This is a genomic window from Ancylothrix sp. D3o (assembly GCF_025370775.1).
In the GTDB taxonomy this organism is placed as follows: Bacteria; Cyanobacteriota; Cyanobacteriia; order Cyanobacteriales; family Oscillatoriaceae; genus Ancylothrix.
The window spans coordinates 385,158-403,417 of sequence record NZ_JAMXEX010000002.1 but is presented as its reverse complement, the minus strand read 5'-3'; the positions used below and the strand labels follow the sequence as shown (position 1 = coordinate 403,417).

Here is an 18,260-nt window from a genome sequence, read left to right as displayed (position 1 = left end):
CGGTGTTCGCCCTAGAACATCCTGCTATTTTTGGTTGCGATACAATAGCCGATGTTGGAAGAAAGATAAAAAAAACAAAGGACAAGAGTTTTATGAATTATAGCATCCCTAAAGCTATCGCTCATGCAAAAGCATGGTATCACACTACCAAAGAAAGCGGACAATTGCCGTATGCGATTATTTTGGGCTTTAGTATATACACACCGTTTGAAGATTTTATTCTCAAATTGACACTGATGCCAAAGCCGGTGTTGACACTGTTGGGCTTGGTTCCAGAATTGGCGCTTTATATTTTGATGGGAAAAGTTTTTTATGATCGCATCCAAGCCGGTAAAAAAATCCGAATCACCCCTATAGATCCTTTAGTCATTGCTTTATTTATTTCCATCACGATTTCAATTATAATCAATAAAGCCAGCCTTCCAGGGAGTATTAAAAATATTCGCGCCGTTTGGCGCTACTTAGCAGTTTATTATACGGTTGCTAATATTGATATTTCGATTCCTCAACTTCAGCAAATTTTAAATGTTGTTAGAATATCGGGGCTGATACAAGCTTTGGTTGCTTCCTTGCAATTCTTTTTACCTTCTCAAGTCAGTCAAATTCTGTTTGCTCCTAAAGGCTCCAATGCTGCTCAAGGCGCTTTAGAGCATAAAGGAGCTAATTTCGGGACTTTTGGAGATAATGCGATTTTAGCTGGATTTTTATTAGTCATTACAATAGTTTGGCTAGTTTATGTATTGGGTCCTTCGCCTTTTGTTTACAATGTAAAAGATGCCGCTAGTATGTTAGCTATTTATTTTGGAATATTTGCTTCCAAAAAACGGGCTACCTTAATGTTTTTACTAATCGTGCCGCTCATTATTTTAATATATTTTAAGAGATTTCAAGCGGTTTTAAAGATTCTTTGGAGTGTACTTGCATTAGGACTGATTGCTTCTTTTCTGCTGCCGCTGTTGAATTTTGAGACCAGCTATGTGGGAGGAAAATTTAGTGGCAGTGAGGAATCGTTTGATATAACTTCTTATTTTTTAACTATTTTTTCCGCTGAATATTGGCAACATACCGCAGAAGCTTCTCGAGGATGGATGATTATAACAATTTGTCGTAGCATTGTTATGAGTGGTAGCATTTTTGGCTTTGGTCCAGAGCTAGGTTCAGTAAGGAAAAAAATTCAACAACTGTTAACCGAACCCGAAGATCAAGTTTTGTTAGAGAATAATTTGTTTGTTTATGAAGATCCTTACTGGTTTGGTGTTTTAGGATTTATAGGTTTTCCAGGGCTGTTACTTTATTGGATGATTCTTTTGAGGATTTTTCAGTATGCTAATGTATTGATTCGGATGACTTCTAGCCAAGAATATAAAAATCTAGGAGTCATCGTAAAAACTTTGACCCAGGTGGCATTTTTCTATGGATTTATTGAACGTATCTTTAAGCTACGACCCTTTGCCTTTTATTTTTGGCTACTGGCAGGATTAGCGGTTAATGCTTATTACGTTGAACGAAAAAAGAGGCTGACAGGCACCTAAAATTAGGATCAATAAAATTATAGCTCTTAGCTATAATTTAGGATAGAATAGGCGAGACTTGATTCGCCAAGCAATTTTTACCTACAGGGGATTTATGAAAAGAATTGATAATAAAAATAATTTGTATAAAACTGCTTCATCCCTCGTTGTCTCTGGACTTATTTTGTTGGGTATAAACGCTTGTCAGGGAGAAAATAACAACAATTTTATTAGCCAAAATTCCCGCCAAAATGTGACAAACCCTGCTCTTTCTTTGGCGACACAAAGACCACTTTCTCCGAAGTATATGTGTTTCAATGTTAACTCAGTACGCATTGAATCTTGGCGAGATACCGATTTAGTCAAAAACGTCAGTTTACTAAACCCTAGAATGTTGCGTTTACCAGGGGGAGAAGTCGCAAATTATTGGGATTGGCAACGTGGAGGGTTGATTGAGGATACTAGCAGTTTACCCGGAGGTTTGCCACAGTTTTTACGGTATCAAGCTCGCAAAAATACCGCCAGCAAACTTGAAGATTTTAAAATAGGATTAGAGGCAACAGGCACCAGTCCTTTATTTGTCTTAAATATGCTCACATCTGACTTGAAATCGCAAATACAAATGTTGGAAAAAGCCGAAAAAATAGGCATACCTGTGGAGTATATTGAGTTAGGAAACGAATTTTATTTTAATATTAAAAATTATAATACTGTCTTTCCAACCCCTCGATCTTATGCAGAAACAGCGAATCAATGGATTACGGCCATCAAGCAAAAATTTCCTGATGTGAAAACCTCTGTTGTTGGAGCGATTCCTATCCCTCAAAGATCAGGTCGATTACAAAATTGGAATAAAGCTATTTTAGGCCCAGTTTTACAAAATGCTGAGGCGATAACTCTGCATTTGTACTGGGAAAATGGATTAAATTCTTCATCATCTACACCATTTACTGAAGTAGAAATTCCTATTGTTTTAGGCGAACCATTCCGCAACTGGCAAACCCTACAAACCGATCCAAACTTCCAAAACATCCAAAACAAAAAAATTTGGATTACCGAATATAACTTAAGGGAAACCAAACCAGATAATCAGAATCAAGAACAGCCAAAGGTGGCTGGTACGTGGGCACATGGACTTTATAGCGCAGCAATGAGCATGGTGTTTTTAGAAGATTCGAGGGTAGAACTCATTTGCAATCATCTTTTAGCTGGACATCCCCACTTTGCAGCGGTTATTGACAAAAAGGCACCAGGAATACCTCGTTCTTTTAATTTATCAGCCAGCGGCTCAGCTTTACGTTTATTAGGCGATGCCACAGAAGAAATGACATCTGCCCAAAAAATCAATTTTCCAGAAAAATACCTATTAAAAGGCAAAAATAATTTTGAATATCCGTCCTTATATGGGTGGCTATTCAGCAACGCCAAAAGTCAGAAAGGTATCATCTTAAATTTATCGCCTCAACCCCTAAAAATTGATGTTACTCCCTTGTTTACTCAACCAATAAATTACGAACAAATTTCTGGCAATCCTCTGACTTCAAACGTAAACAATGATTTACTTATGAACAATAAAGGCACAGTCTCAGGAGCCCTTAGCCTTCCTCCTTACTCCATTACAAAACTCAGTCCTTAGAAACCACTAGATATATTATAAAATTTTGATAAAATCTCATTAAAATCTACCGTTCTCAAAAGAAAGCGGTTAAGATAGCCAAAGAACAAATAAGTATCAGAAGGTGCTGTCAATGTATGAACGAAAACGTCGGCTGATTTTTGTAGTCGGCAACAGTCGCAGCGGTACAACCATGATGGGGCGCATCATGGGGAAACATCCGCAAGTTTTTACGTTTGATGAACTGCATTTTTTTGAGCAGTTATGGGCGCCGGAAGATCGAGATCGTACCGTTGAAAACAACAAAGCAGAACAACTAGCATCTCGCTTGCTTTGTATTCAAAGAGATGGCTATTTACGGCAAGGAGATTCTAGCCGATTTTTACCAGAAGCTAAAGAATTACTAACGGCAACTGGGGCTAAAGACCTAACTTCAGCAGACATATTTGATGCTTTCTTATATTGGGAAGCAGCGAAATACAATAAAACGATTCCTTGTGACCAAACCCCAAGAAATGTTTTTTATATTGGGGAAATTTTGGAGTTATATCCCGAAGCGCGAATTATTAACATGATTCGAGATCCCCGTGATGTCTTGTTATCGCAAAAGCGTAAGTGGATGCGGCGGTTTTTGGGAGCAAAAAATATTCCATTGCAAGAGGCATTTCGAGCGAGGATGAATTATCATCCCATTACCATTACTAAACTTTGGAATGCCTCGATCCGTTCTGCTAAAAAATTTGCCGATGATCCCCGCGTCTTTTCCATTCGTTTTGAAGATTTGCTAAGCGATCCCGATAGCATTGTTCAAAAAGTTTGCGAATTTATTGAAATTCCCTTTGATAAAAATTTGTTGGAAGTTCCACAGGTGGGTTCTTCCAGCGGACTTGACAAACCTGAAGAAAAAGGTATCAACAAAGAAAGAGCCGGTAGCTGGCAAAAAGGTGGTTTAACTTCCACAGAAATTTTTTTATGCCAGTGGGTTGCAAAAACTACAATGGAAAAGCACGGTTATGAGCCGATGGCTATTAATCCCAACCCTCTAACGGTGGGTTCTAGCGTAATTTCTTTGCCGGTGCAAATTGCCTTGGCATTACTGCTAAACCTTAAACGGATGCGGAATATTACAGAAACAATCAGGAGACGTTTAACATGATTGCTCAAATGGACAATTTGTACATCAAAACTCGCCCGACAAAAGCAATTACCCGGTTGCTTAGCTATAGCTTATTTGAAGGCCGGCCTGTCACTACAAAAGGTCAATGGATAAATCCTTTAGTATTCACCTTATTTGCCCTGGAAAAACGCATTCCCCAACTCAAAAAAATTGAAAAACCGATTTTTATTATTGGGACTGGACGCAGTGGTACAACAATTTTAGGAATCGTGCTTTCCATGCACCGAGAAGTTGGTTTTCTTAATGAACCAAAAGCACTTTGGCACGCCATTTACCCCGATGAAGATTTAGTGGGAAGTTACAGTCGGGAAGAGGCCCATTACCGTCTGACAGAAGCTGATGTAACCCCAGAAATTCGCCTCAACGCTCATCGCCTTTTTGGTGCTTATCTCACCGCTGTCGGCTCAAAACGAGTCGTCGATAAATACCCCGAATTAATCTTTCGTACCTCCTTTGTAAGCGGCATTTTTCCCGATGCCAAATTTATCTTTTTAGTTCGCAATGGATGGGATACTTGCCGGTCAATTCAAACTTGGTCAAAACGCCTAGGCGTTCAATCTCAGGGGGAGCTCCATGACTGGTGGGGAGTCAATAATCGTAAATGGGACTTACTTGTAAAACAAGTCATTGCTCAAGATCCAGAATTTCAAAACGTTGCTTCAGAAATTGCTAATTTTACCGAACACACCGACATGGCAGCCGTTGAGTGGGTAGTAACCATGCGAGAAGGAATGCAATTAATGAAACAAAATCCTGGCAACCTTTATATGCTCCGTTATGAAGACCTTGCCTCGTCTCCCAAAACCAGCTTAAAAGAACTGCTGGAATTTTGCGAATTGCCTTCCGACGATACGTTTTTAGACTATGCGTGTCAAACCCTCTCACCGGCACCGGCCAAAAAAAGCTTCCCCCTCAACCCCGCCATTCTTCCCCTCTTTGAAAAAACCATGCAAGAGTTAGATTATACGATCTAACTTCCTTGCCAGTTTTCCTCAGCTTTGCGGGCAGCTAATAAGGTACTCAAAGCATTAATAACATGATTACTTTCCCGCAACGCTCTCTCTGTTTCTTCGCCAAAAACAGCGCTGGTTTTCTCAAATTCTTCTAGCAACCCAGCGCGATTTTTTTCAATAACTAATTCCGCAAGTCGAGCAATAGTATTGGCCAAATTATTAATCGCTAAACACCGCTCATCCGTCGCCAACATAATATCGACATACAGCGAAGCATCCTGAGCAAAAAGTCGGCTTACCATATCAATCCCTAAACGATAAATTGGGCTTGAAAACTCCAAGCTTCGAGCAATATCAAACTTTTCTCCTGCCAAAAATACACCTAAACTAAATGTGGAAAAATGCCGAATTGCTTGCACTGCAACCATCATTTGATCGTGATCCTCCGCACTACAAACAATCAACTTACTTCCTTCATTTTTAATAAAATCTAAAAGCCATTGAAACGCCTCTTGGTCTCGACCAGGACAAGCCACGACCGTTTGGGATAAAAACGAATTAACCCCCGGCCCAAACATCGGATGAAGACCAACCACCGGCCCAGAATGAGCCTCTAACATAGCCTTTAAAAAAGGAGTTTTAATGCTAGTAATATCGGCCAAAACTGTACTTTTAGAAATATAGGATGCCGTTTTTTGGATAATATCAATTGTTCGTTCAATGGGAACACATACTAAAACCAAATCTGCCTCTTTTAACAGAGTATCTGCCCGTTCCCAGTCCTTACTTCCCAAACTTTTTACATGATGACCAGCAGCGGTTAGTTGTTGACTGAAAAATTGACCCATCATGCCCCGCCCACCAATGATCGTAACATTTCGGGCTATTACATTCGAGCTTGGTATAGCAGCAGCAGCAACAGTCGCAGCTGCACAGGTTGTAATCAAATTTTCCCATATAAACTCTGGGACACCCGCCTCTTTTAGTAATGGTTTTAAAGCCGATATTTGTTCCTTTAAACTTGGGTTTTTTGTAGAGTGGGCCAACAAAGAAATTCTTTCGCCCAAAAGTTTGATTAATTGCAAATCGATTTGTTCAAGTGTTGTGTGGGTCATTGCTTTTATTACCAAAATTCCTAAATTTTATTAATAATAGTCTAGTATGCTTTCTCCCCTACTACCAAGATGAACCAAAATGCTACCAGCCCATTGCTGCAAAGCCCACGCAACCACCCTAGACCCCCAGACTGCGGGCTTTGTAAATTTTTGTAGATTTGTCCACCAGCCTCGACTTTTCCCCTTAACATCAAAAAAATACCTATTTAATAACTTTTCGTAATTGCTAACGCATACACTCAAACCAACCTAATCTTCCCTCCTCGATCTCTATGGAACATACCCTTGGAAACCCCCCCAACGCCTGGAAAGTCGATGAAAAAACCGCCGATCTCACCCGCCCCCCACTACCCCCAAAACCCATCACCTTACTAACAGAAACCAAAACCCTACACCTAGACTTAACCAAAACCGCCATCTTAGTAATAGATATGCAAAACGATTTCTGTCACGCCGATGGCTGGTTAGCCCATATAGGCGTAGACATTTCACCCGCCCGCACCCCCATCCAACCCTTGCAAAAGCTCCTCCCCAGCCTGCGAGAAGCCGGCATCCCCATCATTTGGCTTAACTGGGGTAATCGACCGGATCTCTTAAACATCAGCCCCGCCACCCTCCACGTTTATAACCCCACAGGCACCGCTATCGGACTCGGCAACCCCTTACCCAGCAACGGCGCAAAAGTTTTAGAAGCAGGCAGTTGGGCAGCCGCAGTCGTAGACGAACTCGAACCAAACCCCCAAGACATCCGAGTGGATAAATATCGTATGAGCGGATTTTGGGACACCCCCCTGGATAGCATTTTGCGAAACTTAGGAAAAACCACCTTATTTTTTGCCGGAGTCAATGCCGATCAATGCGTCATGGCAACCCTCCAAGACGCCAATTTTTTAGGCTATGATTGCCTTCTAGTAAAAGATTGCACCGCCACAACATCCCCTGAATTTTGCTGGCAAGCAACCCTCTACAACGTTAAGCAATGTTTCGGTTTCGTCACCGACTCCCAAGCCATTTTTGAAGCAATGCAATAAAATATTTGCTATCTCTTTGACTCACCCTTCTCCCCCCACAGGAGTAAACTTTGATGGAAGCTGAAAGCTGCGTAATTCCCGTTGTAAAATCACCCAAAGATTATCAAGTTTTTCGCATCAGCCCCCACGACACAAACCGGCTGGCAATTGTATTTGAGCCTTCCAGCGCAAATATGTCTGTAACATTTTGTGTCGAAATTTTTGATGTCGGCGGAAAAACCCCCCCAAACCGGCATCAATACGCCGTCGAAATGTTTTTTATCCTCAAAGGAGAAGGGCGAGCACATTGTGATGGAAAAAGCGTTTCTATACGCGCAGGAGACAGCATTTTAGTACCACCCACCGGCATTCATGTTATCGAAAATATCGGCAATACAAGACTTTATGCCTTGTGTGTAATGGTACCAAACGAAGACTTTGCAGAATTAATTCATAGCGGTGAGCCGGTGGAATTAGACGAAGAAGATTTAGCCGTCTTATGTCAAACAACCCCCAAAACCTTCGCCGTTGGAATTTAGCCCCCTCTCAAAAACATGGAAAACATAAATATCAAAACCAAAGAATATAACATCACAGAAAAACAATTTTTCAAAATTATATCTAGTTTGTATTACAAACGCAGCAAAATCAACCTAATTATATGGGGTTTGCTGTTTGTCGTAAATTTAGTGCCATTATTCACCCAACCTTTATCATCTGCTCTCCCAGGATTAATGATTTGGGTAATATTTTTTGCAATTCTTTATGGACTTACGCCATTATTAGCCTATAAAACAGCAGCCCAAAACAAATTTGTCTTTCAAAAAACCAGAGTAGAAATAGACATTGATTTTTTTACATTTTTCTACGATGACGGAAGCTTATTCAAGTACAGAGTATCCAACTTTCATAAAGCGGAAAATGTAAGAGAATTTTACTTTTTATACGTCACCAAAGCATCCATTTATTATATCCCCAAAGCCGCCTTTTATACAGAAGCCGATCTCCAACTCTTTGAACTAATGTTAAAAAGCAAAAAACTCCTCGCCTAACCCAACCCATCAAAAAACAAACCCCAACCGGCTACAGAAAATAAATTTCAACAAAGCCTTAATTTAACCCTTGCAGCAGCCTTAAAAAACATCTATTTAATAAACCGCATCCTGTAGCAGATGTACGCGGAGCGGCGCGATAGCGCTACGCAAATGATCTATCTGCGTTTATTCGCGTTTATCTGCGGTTAATAATCCGCAATTTCAAACTCAACCCCATAGGTTTTTACCAAACTACAAGTATCGTGATCGCTCACATTTGTATCACTCAACTCCAAATTATAAAAATCCACAAAATCAGCATCAAAATAGGGGCCCGCGTGCCAAGTACCCACCTCCAACTTAATAAAACAATTACCCGGAATTTTAAACACCACAATATCCTCTAACTTTGGACAAAGAAAATCAGCCGGTGGAGCCACCCCCATAAACCACTCCTTCCCCTCCAAAGATCCCAAACACTGCGTACATTGCAAATGCCGAGTAATCCCGCCAAACTTGCGTCCTTTATTCATCAACCGGATAATATAAAAACGCGGAATACCCCGATTTAAAACTAACTGAGCATCCTCAGAATCAAAAGCCTTACCATCCGCACTCGCAAAAATTACCTGTCCGTAAGGCTTAAAATTCTCAGGAGTAATTAAACTTGCTTTTAATTGCTTTAGCTGTTTTGATAATGGACTATTCACCTTGACTTATCTCCTTGTGTAGCGTCGTGTAGCGTGTATAGAAACCCTTACTCATCACCAAGCTGTCCTACCACAGAATTGCTATCCTCTATGATTCTATTATTTTTGTGCAGAGAGCGCTCCCAAGAAAACAGCGCGACACCAGTAACACTCAACAAAGTAAAAGCAAGTGCTCCTAAAAGCGGCAGTTTCTTATCCGGGCCACTTGATTCTGCCGGCAAACTTGGATCAGCAATCAATTGCACCACCGGATAAGAAGTAGCCACCTCCGGCTTACTCAAATTTAACTGAGCCATCGTAGACGTAAAATAATTATCAGCAACCTTTGCATTGCGCTCCAAATCAGTCAGCGTAAACTGCTCTTGGATCAACACTTTTACCTGAGAATCAAGCTGAGCAATTTGTTCATCAAGGCTTTTCAACTTAGCCGCATAACCTTTTTGATCTGCCTGCAAAGTCACAACATCTTGAAACAAACTTTCTCGCGTTCCCCCACTACTATTAAGGCTGCGATTTAACTGCTGTAAAGTCTCTTCCCCCACCTGTTTCCCTAATACCGCAGTTGCCCGCGTTTGCAAAGCAAACCTTGCCGTTGTAAGCTTGGCTTCCGCACTTTCTATCTGCGGAGAACCGGGGCGCCACTGCGCTAACAAACTCGATAAATTCGCACTAGCTGCACTATAATCTGCCCATTGTTTCAAGAAAATTTCATCGGCTTGCAGAGTAATAATATCTGATGCTTGCTCAACCGAAATATTTAAACTTGCGCCTAATTGTTGTAAGCGAGAACTTGTCTGCTGCAAAGAAGCTAAAGCCATCTCCCGCTCTTGTCGCAAAGATTCCAAACTGCCAGAAAGCTCGCCAATTTGTTCAGACCGGCGCAGCGGAGATTGTTTCTTAAAAATCGCTAACTGTTTATTTGCCGCCTCTAACTTTCCTTGAGCATCCTTCAGCATTAGTTGATTTTCCGACTGCTGGCGCTGAAATTCTTTCTGCCCCATTTCCTCACGCAAACTATCAATTTGCTGAACTAAAGCCTTATAAAGCGCCTGCGCCTTTCGCTGAGCCTCCGCCGGACTTGAACCATCAATTTTAAAAGACATCAGCGTATCATTTTTATTCGTCCCCACCAGCGGCGTGCCAAAATCTTCCATCGGCATTTGCACCGCCGCCGCCGCCGCCGACAAAACCGTCCGACTGTTAGCAATAAATAAATAGTTTTGTCTCGGATCAACCCGGATTAAAGTTTGATAAGGAGATTGATTTGAACCCTCTACCTGCGCGTTTGTATCCGAAACATTGACATTTGCACTCGAACTCGCTGCCGGTAAAAAGATTGTAAATTCACTGGTGTAATTTGACGGCGTTAACTTAATATATGCAATTGCAGCCGCCCAAAGAGCGCCATTAATCAGCAATCCTAAACCAATTAAAATACGCCCCAAATTGCTTTTCTTTGGACGGGCCGCCGGCACAGGCTCAGATAAAGGAGTAGACGGTAACAAAGAATCTGTCATTGCTCTCGGTAAATGTTTGAGAGAAGTTTATAAAAAGCAAAAAAACTTTATCTAAGGAAAAAATAAACTTTTAACTTACTTCAACCGCTATCATAACAGCCGGTTCCTTGCTTTGTCACCACACCAGAAGCAAGGGGACTTATCCTTGGTGGGGCGGGAAGGGTGCCCGCCTCCCTATCACAAAAGCCCCCCTCTCCCCTAAGAAACCGGCACCTCCTCGGAAACCTCCACCTCCGCCACCTGCGGCAACTCACAGCTAAACGTCAAATCATCCCCTACACAATCCACCACAATCGTATCCCCCGCTACAAAAGAATTTTCCAACAACTTTGTAGCAATCGGATTCTCAATCTCGCGCTGGATTGCTCGCTTAAGAGGACGTGCCCCATAAACCGGATCAAAACCCGCAAGCGCCAAATGATCCTGAGCCGCCGGCGTCATCAGCAAACTAATTTTTTGCTCCGCCAATAAACGCTCAACCCGCTTAAGTTGCACCCCAACAATTTGCCGCAACTCCTTCCGAGAAAGCGCATGAAACAAAATAATATCATCCACCCGATTAAGAAACTCCGGGCGGAAATGACCACGCAAAGCGTGCATCACCCGCTTTTGCATTTCCTCATACTTAGAATCATCCCCCGCCACATCCAAAATATGATCACTGCCAATATTACTTGTCATCACAATAACCGTATTTCGGAAATCTACCAAACGGCCTTGCGAATCAGTAATTCTCCCCTCATCTAACACCTGCAACAAAATATTAAAAACATCCGGGTGAGCCTTTTCAACCTCATCAAAAAGCACAACCGAATAAGGGTGTCGCCGGACAGCCTCCGAAAGCTGACCCCCCTCCTCATAGCCAACATAACCCGGAGGAGCCCCCACCAACCGAGAAACCGAATGTTTCTCCATATATTCCGACATATCAAGTCGGACAAGCGCATTTTCCGTATCAAACAAACAATGCGCCAAAGCTCGCACCAACTCAGTTTTACCAACACCAGTCGGCCCCATAAACAAAAACGAACCAATCGGACGACCAGGATCTTTCATCCCCGCCCTTGCCCGTCGGATCGCCTGAGAAACAGCAGAAACAGCCTCATCTTGACCGATAACACGCTGATGTAATTGAGCCTCTAATTGTAATAACTTTTGCCGCTCAGATTCCATCAACCGAGTAACAGGAATACCAGTCCATTTCGCCACAATTTCCGCAATATCACCCTCCGTAACTTGCTCTCGTAAAAGCGTCGATCCTTGCGATTGCAACTTTAATAACTCAGCCTCCTTTGCCTCCCGTTCGCGCTGTACCTTTTCCAACCGGCCATACTTTAACTGCGCCGCTGTATTCAAATCATAATTTCGCTCAGCGCGGTCAATTTTTTTCCGCAATTCGTTTTCTTCTTCCTTAAGAGTATTAATTCCCTCAAGTAACTGCTTTTCCCCTTGCCATTGAGCACTGAGACGCTGCTGTTTCGCTTTAAGATCCCCCATTTCCTTCTCAATACGTTCGAGACGTTCCGCAGCCGCTTTATTTTGTTCCGCTTCCAGAGAAAGCTTCTCCATTTGTAACTGCATCAAACGCCGGTCTGCCGTTTCCAATTCTGCCGGCTTAGAAGTAATTTCCATCTTCAACTTCGCCGCCGCCTCATCCACCAAATCAATCGCCTTATCTGGCAAAAATCGATCCGCAATATAACGTTCCGACAACATCGCCGCCGCCACCAAAGCAGAATCCAAAATTTTCACCCCATGATGCACCTCATAACGCTCCTTTAAACCGCGTAAAATTGAGATAGTATCCTCCACATTTGGCTGGTCAACAAAAACCTGTTGAAACCGGCGATCCAAAGCCGCATCTTTTTCAATAAACTTACGATATTCATCCAGCGTAGTCGCGCCAATACAACGCAACTCACCCCGCGCCAACATAGGCTTTAACAAATTCCCAGCATCCATTGAACCTTGAGAATTAGCGCCGGTGCCAACAACAGTATGCAACTCATCAATAAACAGCACAACTTGCCCATCACTTCCCATCACCTCGCGCAACACAGCCCGCAAGCGTTCCTCAAACTCACCGCGATATTTTGCCCCCGCAATTAAACTCCCCATATCCAGAGAAATTAAGCGGCGATTTTTCAAAGATTCCGGCACATCACCATTAACAATTCTTTGAGCCAAAGCCTCAGCAATAGCCGTCTTACCAACCCCCGGTTCCCCAATCAAAACCGGGTTATTTTTTGACCGGCGAGAAAGCACTTGAATCACCCTGCGGATTTGGTCATCCCTACCAATTACCGGATCAAGTTTACCCGCCTTTGCTTGTTCCGTTAAATCCCGTCCATACTTTTCCAAAGCCCCATAACTATTTTCCGGGTTTGGATCTTGAACTTTGGCAGAACCACGCAAAGCCCTAATAGCAATTTCCAAAGCTTGCCGGTCACAATTTAAAATCCGAAAAGTCCGTTTTCCAATTCTTTCATCTTCACACAAAGCCAAAACAATATGCTCAATAGAAATAAAATCATCCTGAAAACCTTGGCGAAACTCCTCAGCCTTATCCAACATCAAATCCAAACCACGCCCCAGATAAAGCTGGTCAATCTTACCTTGTTTCGCCTGGCTTTGAGTAAAAGTCTTTAACCGCTGCAAAAGTTGATCAGGAACAACCCCAGCCTTAGATAAAATCTTACCAGCCAGACCATCTTGTTGTTCCAGCGCCGCCATTGCCAAATGTTCCACCTCAAGATTTTGATTAGCGAACCGGCGAGCAACATCTTGGGATTTAACAATCGCATCCCAGGCTTTATCAGTAAATTTAGTTGAATCAGTAGGTTGCATTTGTAGAATCGGGAATTTGTTTACTTTACAAAATAGACAAAGATAAAACAGTTAACCATCCGTATTTATCTGCGTTCATCTGCGTTTATCTGCGGTTCAAAAAAACACAAACTTAGCAACTAGGAGAGAGTTTATCAAAGCTGTTTTTTAATAACATAAACCTAGATACCCACTCCCCTACAATCAATAAAAATCGGTGCTAAAAAGAAAACACCGTCCGCAGACCAAGCTGCCAAATGGTACCATTTTCACTGTCATTATCGGCATTATTCACCAACAAAAACGTCGGAGTCACACTTATATTATCGCTGATCAGAACATTGTAAAACGCCTCAAAATTCGTTTGGGTGGCATTCCCTACCTCACCCGTAACAAACGGCTGACCTATTGCAATCCCCGCCATCGTACCAGGCACCGGCGTATTGCGGAATGTCACCCCCAGCATCCACGTCCAAGGCGAAGCATTCAACTCCCGGCCCAACACAGAATTAAACCCGCTATAGTCCCCAACCCCCAAACGCCCAAACACCCCTATCCGGGGACTATAAGCCCACTCCCCATTAATGCCAAACGCCTTAACATCCGTTTGATTAATTCTCGCATGGGTATATTGCAAACGGACAGCCATATCTGGGTTTGGGGCATACTGTAATTCAACACTCCCCTGGTTGACGTCTTCAAAAAAACCACCCCTTTGCGGATCTGCCGCATTTGCTGCAATATAAAGCGCATTCAGAGTGAGGGGCGTGCCTTGAATAGGCCAATTTAGCGCCACACCGGCCCCCCCCTCGCGGTCAATTTGATTTTGGACAATCAGCGGATTATTCACAAAAAAACTGGAATTAAAATCGACCGCCTCATTATTGGCAAACCGGTTGCGGTCAATAAAATAACGCGGTGACATTTTTGCCCCAATTGTTAGCGTAGCACTTGACAAAAAAGGTAAAGTGTAGTATAGCTTCCGCAGACGAACTTGCGGGTCAACCTCAACATAATCCAGACCGCCGGCCCCAGCAAACAGGCCGGTGCTACCCAGCAAATTCACGCCATCATCATTTTGAAGAGCACTCACCGTATCGCCGCCACCATTACCCATTTCCAACTGAGTCGTTAGAAAACCGGTTTCTGGACGCCAAGCAGTAAGCAAATTCAGCCGCAGACGAGAAACAAAAGTAAAGTCAGCCTGATTGCCAGTTGTGGGAGTCCAGATAAACTGGCCGGTCATTTTTGTAGTCGGAGAAAAACGATTATTTTCTAAGTCAGTTGTGCGATCCTCCAAACCATCCATTCTGCCGCGCAATTGAGCCAAAGCACCGGCAAACTCGCGTTGCAAACGTTGCAGTGTCGCCAAATCTTGCTCTACACTTTCACGATCCACACCCAGCAACGGCTGAATTTTCTCCAAAACCTCCGACAACGCCGCCGCAAACTCATAGCGCGTCATCGCCTGATTGCCACGAAACGACCGATCAGGATATCCCAAACGAATCCCATAGCGCTCAATAAGCGATTTTAAAGCCTGATAAGCCCAATCACTAGGCAAGACATCCGACAACTGCTCAACGGATGTCAGTTGGCCCATTGCTTCTGATTCCGGGGTATCCAACATTGCCTCACTTTGGCCGGTTAACCAATCCCCGGAGGAAATTTGGTTTGGGTAGAGGCCGGTTTTAAGCGGCGCAGGTTGTTCACTTTGGCCGGTTCCCCAGTCGCCGGAGGGGACTTTATTTGTGTAGACGCCGGTTTTAACCGGTGGCGACTGCGACACCCCAGCCACCGGCAACCCATAACCAAAAAACATCAAAAACCCCAAACCACATCCCCGCCAGAGAAAAAACTTCACAACCAAACCTCACAACACACATAAAAAACTCTGCTCAAAACCCGGCTTTTTTGGCTAACCGGGTTTTTATCTTCTGCTTTGAAAACCGGCTACTTAGCACCAACAGCCGCACTCGGTTGTTTTTCCCCGGCAGATCCCTGAGTACCAAGCTGAATCAACTCAACCTTATACCCATCGGGGTCTTCCACAAAAGCAATCACTGTCGAACCGTGTTTCATGGGCCCTGGTTCGCGGGAGACTTTCCCCCCCTTAGCGCGAATTTCTTCACAAGTGCCATAAATATCATCCACCCCGATAGCGATATGACCGTAGGCATCGCCCAAGTTATAACTATCTTTGCCCCAGTTGTAGGTCAATTCAAGGACTGTATTCTCCGACTCCTCGCCATAACCAATAAAAGCCAAAGTAAACTCACCACTGGGATAATCTTTTTGGCGCAGCAACTTCATCCCCAAGATATTGCAGTAGAAATCTAGGGATCTCTCTAAATTGCCGACTCTGAGCATTGTATGCAGTAATCGCATGGCCTTCTCCATTGGTATTGCTTCTCTTTTTTATTCTAAGGTTGCTCCACCGGCGCTTTTTGCTGGGGTTCGGTTAACCGGCTTTCAAGAAGCAAGCAATGGCAATTTTGTTGAAATGATTAATTTCTGTACAGGCGTGCAGCTTTAAAAGATATGCTTACCATTGGTGATTTTTGCGCCGGCAAAGCCACGCCGGAGCGATGCCTGCTGAAATTTCAGCTTCGATCTGAACACTCTCTTGTTGACATTTGGAACTGTTCACTATGAACGATACTTCAATTTTTTCTATTAAAGCCCGTGAAATTTTAGATTCTCGCGGACGTCCGACTGTTGAAGCGGAAGTTTATCTCGAAGGTGGTGCGATGGGGTTGGCGCAAGTCCCCAGTGGTGCGTCTACCGGCACGTTTGAGGCACACGAACTCCGCGATGGCGATAAAAGCCGGTATGGCGGAAAGGGTGTGATGAGGGCGGTTGAAAATATCGAAAATAAAATTGCTCCTACCCTAATAGAAAAAGATGCTTTGGATCAAGCCAGCATTGATGGGGCGATGATTCATTTAGATGGTTCTGCGAATAAGTCTAATTTAGGGGCAAATGCGATTTTAGCGGTGTCTTTGGCTACGGCAAAGGCGGCTGCGGATGCGTTAGGAATTCCGCTTTATCGTTATTTGGGTGGGCCGCTTTCTAATGTGTTGCCGGTGCCTTTGATGAATGTGATCAATGGTGGGGCCCATGCTTCAAATAATGTGGATTTTCAGGAGTTTATGATTGTGCCGGTGGGCGCGACTTCTTTTAAGGAGGCTTTGCGCTGGGGTGCTGAGGTTTTTGCGTGTCTGAGCAAGGTTTTGGATGATAAGGGGTTGCTGACTGGTGTGGGTGATGAAGGCGGTTTTGCGCCGAATTTAGGCTCAAATCAGGAAGCTTTGGAGTTGCTGGTGGCTGCTATTGAAAAGGCCGGTTATAAGCCTGGTTCTGAGGTGGCTTTGGCGTTGGATGTGGCGGCGAGTGAGTTTTATAAGGATGGCAAGTATGTCTATGATGGTACTGCCAAGGAGCCGGCGGAATTTATCGATTATATGGCGAGGTTGGTGAGCGAATATCCGATTGTTTCGATTGAGGATGGTTTGCATGAGGAAGATTGGCAGAACTGGCAACTTTTGACGCAAAAAATCGGTGATCGGGTGCAATTGGTGGGTGATGATTTGTTTGTTACAAATATTACTCGTTTGCAGAAAGGTATTGATTTGAAGGCTGCAAATTCGATTTTGATTAAGTTAAATCAAATCGGTTCTTTGACGGAAACTTTGCAGGCGATTGATTTGGGTGGTCGTAATGGTTTCCGTTCGATTATTAGTCACCGTTCTGGTGAAACTGAGGATACTACGATTGCTGATTTGGCGGTGGCTACTCGTGCCGGTCAAATTAAAACTGGTTCGCTTTGTCGTAGTGAACGAGTGGCAAAATATAACCGTTTGTTGCGGATTGAGGATGAGTTAGGCGCACAAGCTGTTTATGCTGCGGCTGCCGGTATGGGGCCCAAGATTTCTAAGTAATTTGTTGTAATTGGTAAGGGGTAATGAGGATATTTGTTACCTTTTACCTTTTACTTTTTTGTTTGGGTTTTTGGGGGCCGGTGGTGTTAATAAGAAAGCCGGTTAATAGAAACGGAAAGACCTTAAAAAAGCTTCCGCATTTTCGGGGTATGGAGTAATTACTGATAAGGTGTACACTCGTCTTTCTACCATAAGATGCCAAATTTTACCTCTGGAAATATCAGAATCGGGAGATTCTAAGTTAATCTCAATGCCAGGATGACCTCCTAACGCAAAATTTCGTTTTGCACCTACACTATAGTAGCCTGGAGCGCCTTTCATAGAATTGCCCATATCATTTATCATTGAGCGTTTCTCATTCATATCCGGTATGAATCTTTCGGGCAAGTCTTGATATGTGACACTATAACTTTCATAATGGGTAGAAACAGTGTAACTATGGCTTAATCGGGAATTATTATTTTGAGGGGTTTTTTGAATTGGAAGCTGTGGAAGTAAAACGGAAAACCGGCCTTGAGGTGATTGAAAATTCATCCATCCAGAAGATGTAGCCATCGGCGCAACTGGCATCGGCGGCGCCGTACCAACCGGCACAAGATACTGCACTTGCGGCTGTCGTGGTAAATAAATTTGACGGTTATTAGAAGCCCCATAATAGGCTAAACCGAATAAAACCGCGCCGATCACTAATATATTGTTACGTTTGGGCATAATAGATGTCCCCTGTAGAATAACTTTTAGAAGAGTTAATTTGTTTCCAAAAGCTATCCACATTTGGAGGGAAATTAACTAATTTTTAGTATTTTATAGTGAAATAAGACATTTAGCAATTAATTTTAAGGAAAGAATAA

General features: G+C 43.2%; 16 protein-coding genes. 9 read left to right on the top strand and 7 right to left on the bottom strand.

Annotated elements, in window-relative coordinates; genetic code table 11:
- Window positions 1-2: 2 nt before the first annotated feature.
- The 4 genes from NG798_RS06005 (at window position 3) to NG798_RS05990 (ending at window position 5,277) form a co-directional block, all read left to right on the top strand.
- On the top strand, window positions 3-1,532 hold the full coding sequence (locus tag NG798_RS06005) for a hypothetical protein (protein WP_261221063.1): 1,530 nt from the start codon (window positions 3-5) through the stop codon (window positions 1,530-1,532).
- 94 nt (window positions 1,533-1,626) lie between these two features.
- Complete coding sequence (locus NG798_RS06000; protein ID WP_261221061.1) at window positions 1,627-3,147, top strand: hypothetical protein; 1,521 nt, start codon at window positions 1,627-1,629, stop codon at window positions 3,145-3,147.
- A gap of 112 nt (window positions 3,148-3,259) precedes the next feature.
- Window positions 3,260-4,282 carry a sulfotransferase gene (locus tag NG798_RS05995; RefSeq protein ID WP_261221059.1) on the top strand — a complete coding sequence of 341 codons (1,023 nt, stop codon included), beginning with the start codon at window positions 3,260-3,262 and terminating at the stop codon, window positions 4,280-4,282.
- Window positions 4,279-5,277 (top strand): sulfotransferase, encoded by a 999-nt coding sequence (locus NG798_RS05990; protein ID WP_261221058.1) that lies wholly within the window; start codon window positions 4,279-4,281, stop codon window positions 5,275-5,277. The genes NG798_RS05995 and NG798_RS05990 overlap by 4 nt, the downstream gene beginning before the upstream one ends.
- Here the strand turns inward: NG798_RS05990 and tyrA are convergent.
- Window positions 5,274-6,371: a bifunctional chorismate mutase/prephenate dehydrogenase gene (gene tyrA / locus NG798_RS05985; protein ID WP_261221056.1), complete on the bottom strand. Its 1,098-nt coding sequence runs from the start codon at window positions 6,369-6,371 to the stop codon at window positions 5,274-5,276. The two genes, NG798_RS05990 and tyrA, sit on opposite strands and share 4 nt — an antisense overlap.
- 272 nt (window positions 6,372-6,643) lie before the next feature.
- On the opposite strand from tyrA, the gene NG798_RS05980 reads away from it, so the two are divergent.
- Genes NG798_RS05980 through NG798_RS05970 form a run of 3 tightly spaced genes read left to right on the top strand, consistent with a single transcriptional unit; the run spans window position 6,644 to window position 8,433 of the window.
- Window positions 6,644-7,402, top strand: coding sequence for a cysteine hydrolase family protein (locus tag NG798_RS05980; protein WP_261221055.1), 759 nt, complete (start codon window positions 6,644-6,646; stop codon window positions 7,400-7,402).
- A gap of 53 nt (window positions 7,403-7,455) precedes the next feature.
- Entirely contained in the window at window positions 7,456-7,920 is a 465-nt protein-coding gene (locus NG798_RS05975; RefSeq protein WP_261221053.1) for a cupin domain-containing protein, read from the top strand.
- 15 nt (window positions 7,921-7,935) lie between these two features.
- Complete coding sequence (locus NG798_RS05970; RefSeq protein ID WP_261221052.1) at window positions 7,936-8,433, top strand: YcxB family protein; 498 nt, start codon at window positions 7,936-7,938, stop codon at window positions 8,431-8,433.
- A gap of 188 nt (window positions 8,434-8,621) precedes the next feature.
- Here the strand turns inward: NG798_RS05970 and NG798_RS05965 are convergent, their stop codons facing one another.
- From NG798_RS05965 to gloA, 5 genes are all read right to left on the bottom strand, one after another.
- Window positions 8,622-9,125, bottom strand: coding sequence for an ureidoglycolate lyase (locus NG798_RS05965; protein WP_261221051.1), 504 nt, complete (start codon window positions 9,123-9,125; stop codon window positions 8,622-8,624).
- Between the two features lie 47 nt (window positions 9,126-9,172).
- On the bottom strand, window positions 9,173-10,642 hold the full coding sequence (locus NG798_RS05960; RefSeq protein WP_261221049.1) for a hypothetical protein: 1,470 nt from the start codon (window positions 10,640-10,642) through the stop codon (window positions 9,173-9,175).
- 198 nt (window positions 10,643-10,840) lie between these two features.
- Window positions 10,841-13,489 carry an ATP-dependent chaperone ClpB gene (clpB, locus tag NG798_RS05955; protein ID WP_261221047.1) on the bottom strand — a complete coding sequence of 883 codons (2,649 nt, stop codon included), beginning with the start codon at window positions 13,487-13,489 and terminating at the stop codon, window positions 10,841-10,843.
- Window positions 13,490-13,688: 199 nt separating this feature from the next.
- Window positions 13,689-15,332, bottom strand: a complete 1,644-nt coding sequence (locus NG798_RS05950) for an iron uptake porin (protein WP_261221046.1) — start codon at window positions 15,330-15,332, stop codon at window positions 13,689-13,691.
- A gap of 89 nt (window positions 15,333-15,421) precedes the next feature.
- A complete protein-coding gene (gene gloA / locus NG798_RS05945) occupies window positions 15,422-15,856 on the bottom strand; it encodes a lactoylglutathione lyase (RefSeq protein WP_261221044.1) in 435 nt (144 codons plus the stop codon).
- Here gloA and NG798_RS05940 point away from each other — a divergent pair.
- Both NG798_RS05940 and eno read left to right on the top strand, forming a co-directional pair.
- Window positions 15,855-16,004 carry a hypothetical protein gene (locus NG798_RS05940; protein WP_261221042.1) on the top strand — a complete coding sequence of 50 codons (150 nt, stop codon included), beginning with the start codon at window positions 15,855-15,857 and terminating at the stop codon, window positions 16,002-16,004. The genes gloA and NG798_RS05940 overlap by 2 nt on opposite strands.
- Before the next feature lie 115 nt (window positions 16,005-16,119).
- Complete coding sequence (eno, locus tag NG798_RS05935; RefSeq protein WP_261221041.1) at window positions 16,120-17,409, top strand: phosphopyruvate hydratase; 1,290 nt, start codon at window positions 16,120-16,122, stop codon at window positions 17,407-17,409.
- 102 nt (window positions 17,410-17,511) lie between these two features.
- Here the strand turns inward: eno and NG798_RS05930 are convergent, their stop codons facing one another.
- Entirely contained in the window at window positions 17,512-18,120 is a 609-nt protein-coding gene (locus NG798_RS05930) for a hypothetical protein (RefSeq protein WP_261221040.1), read from the bottom strand.
- Window positions 18,121-18,260 lie beyond the last annotated feature (140 nt).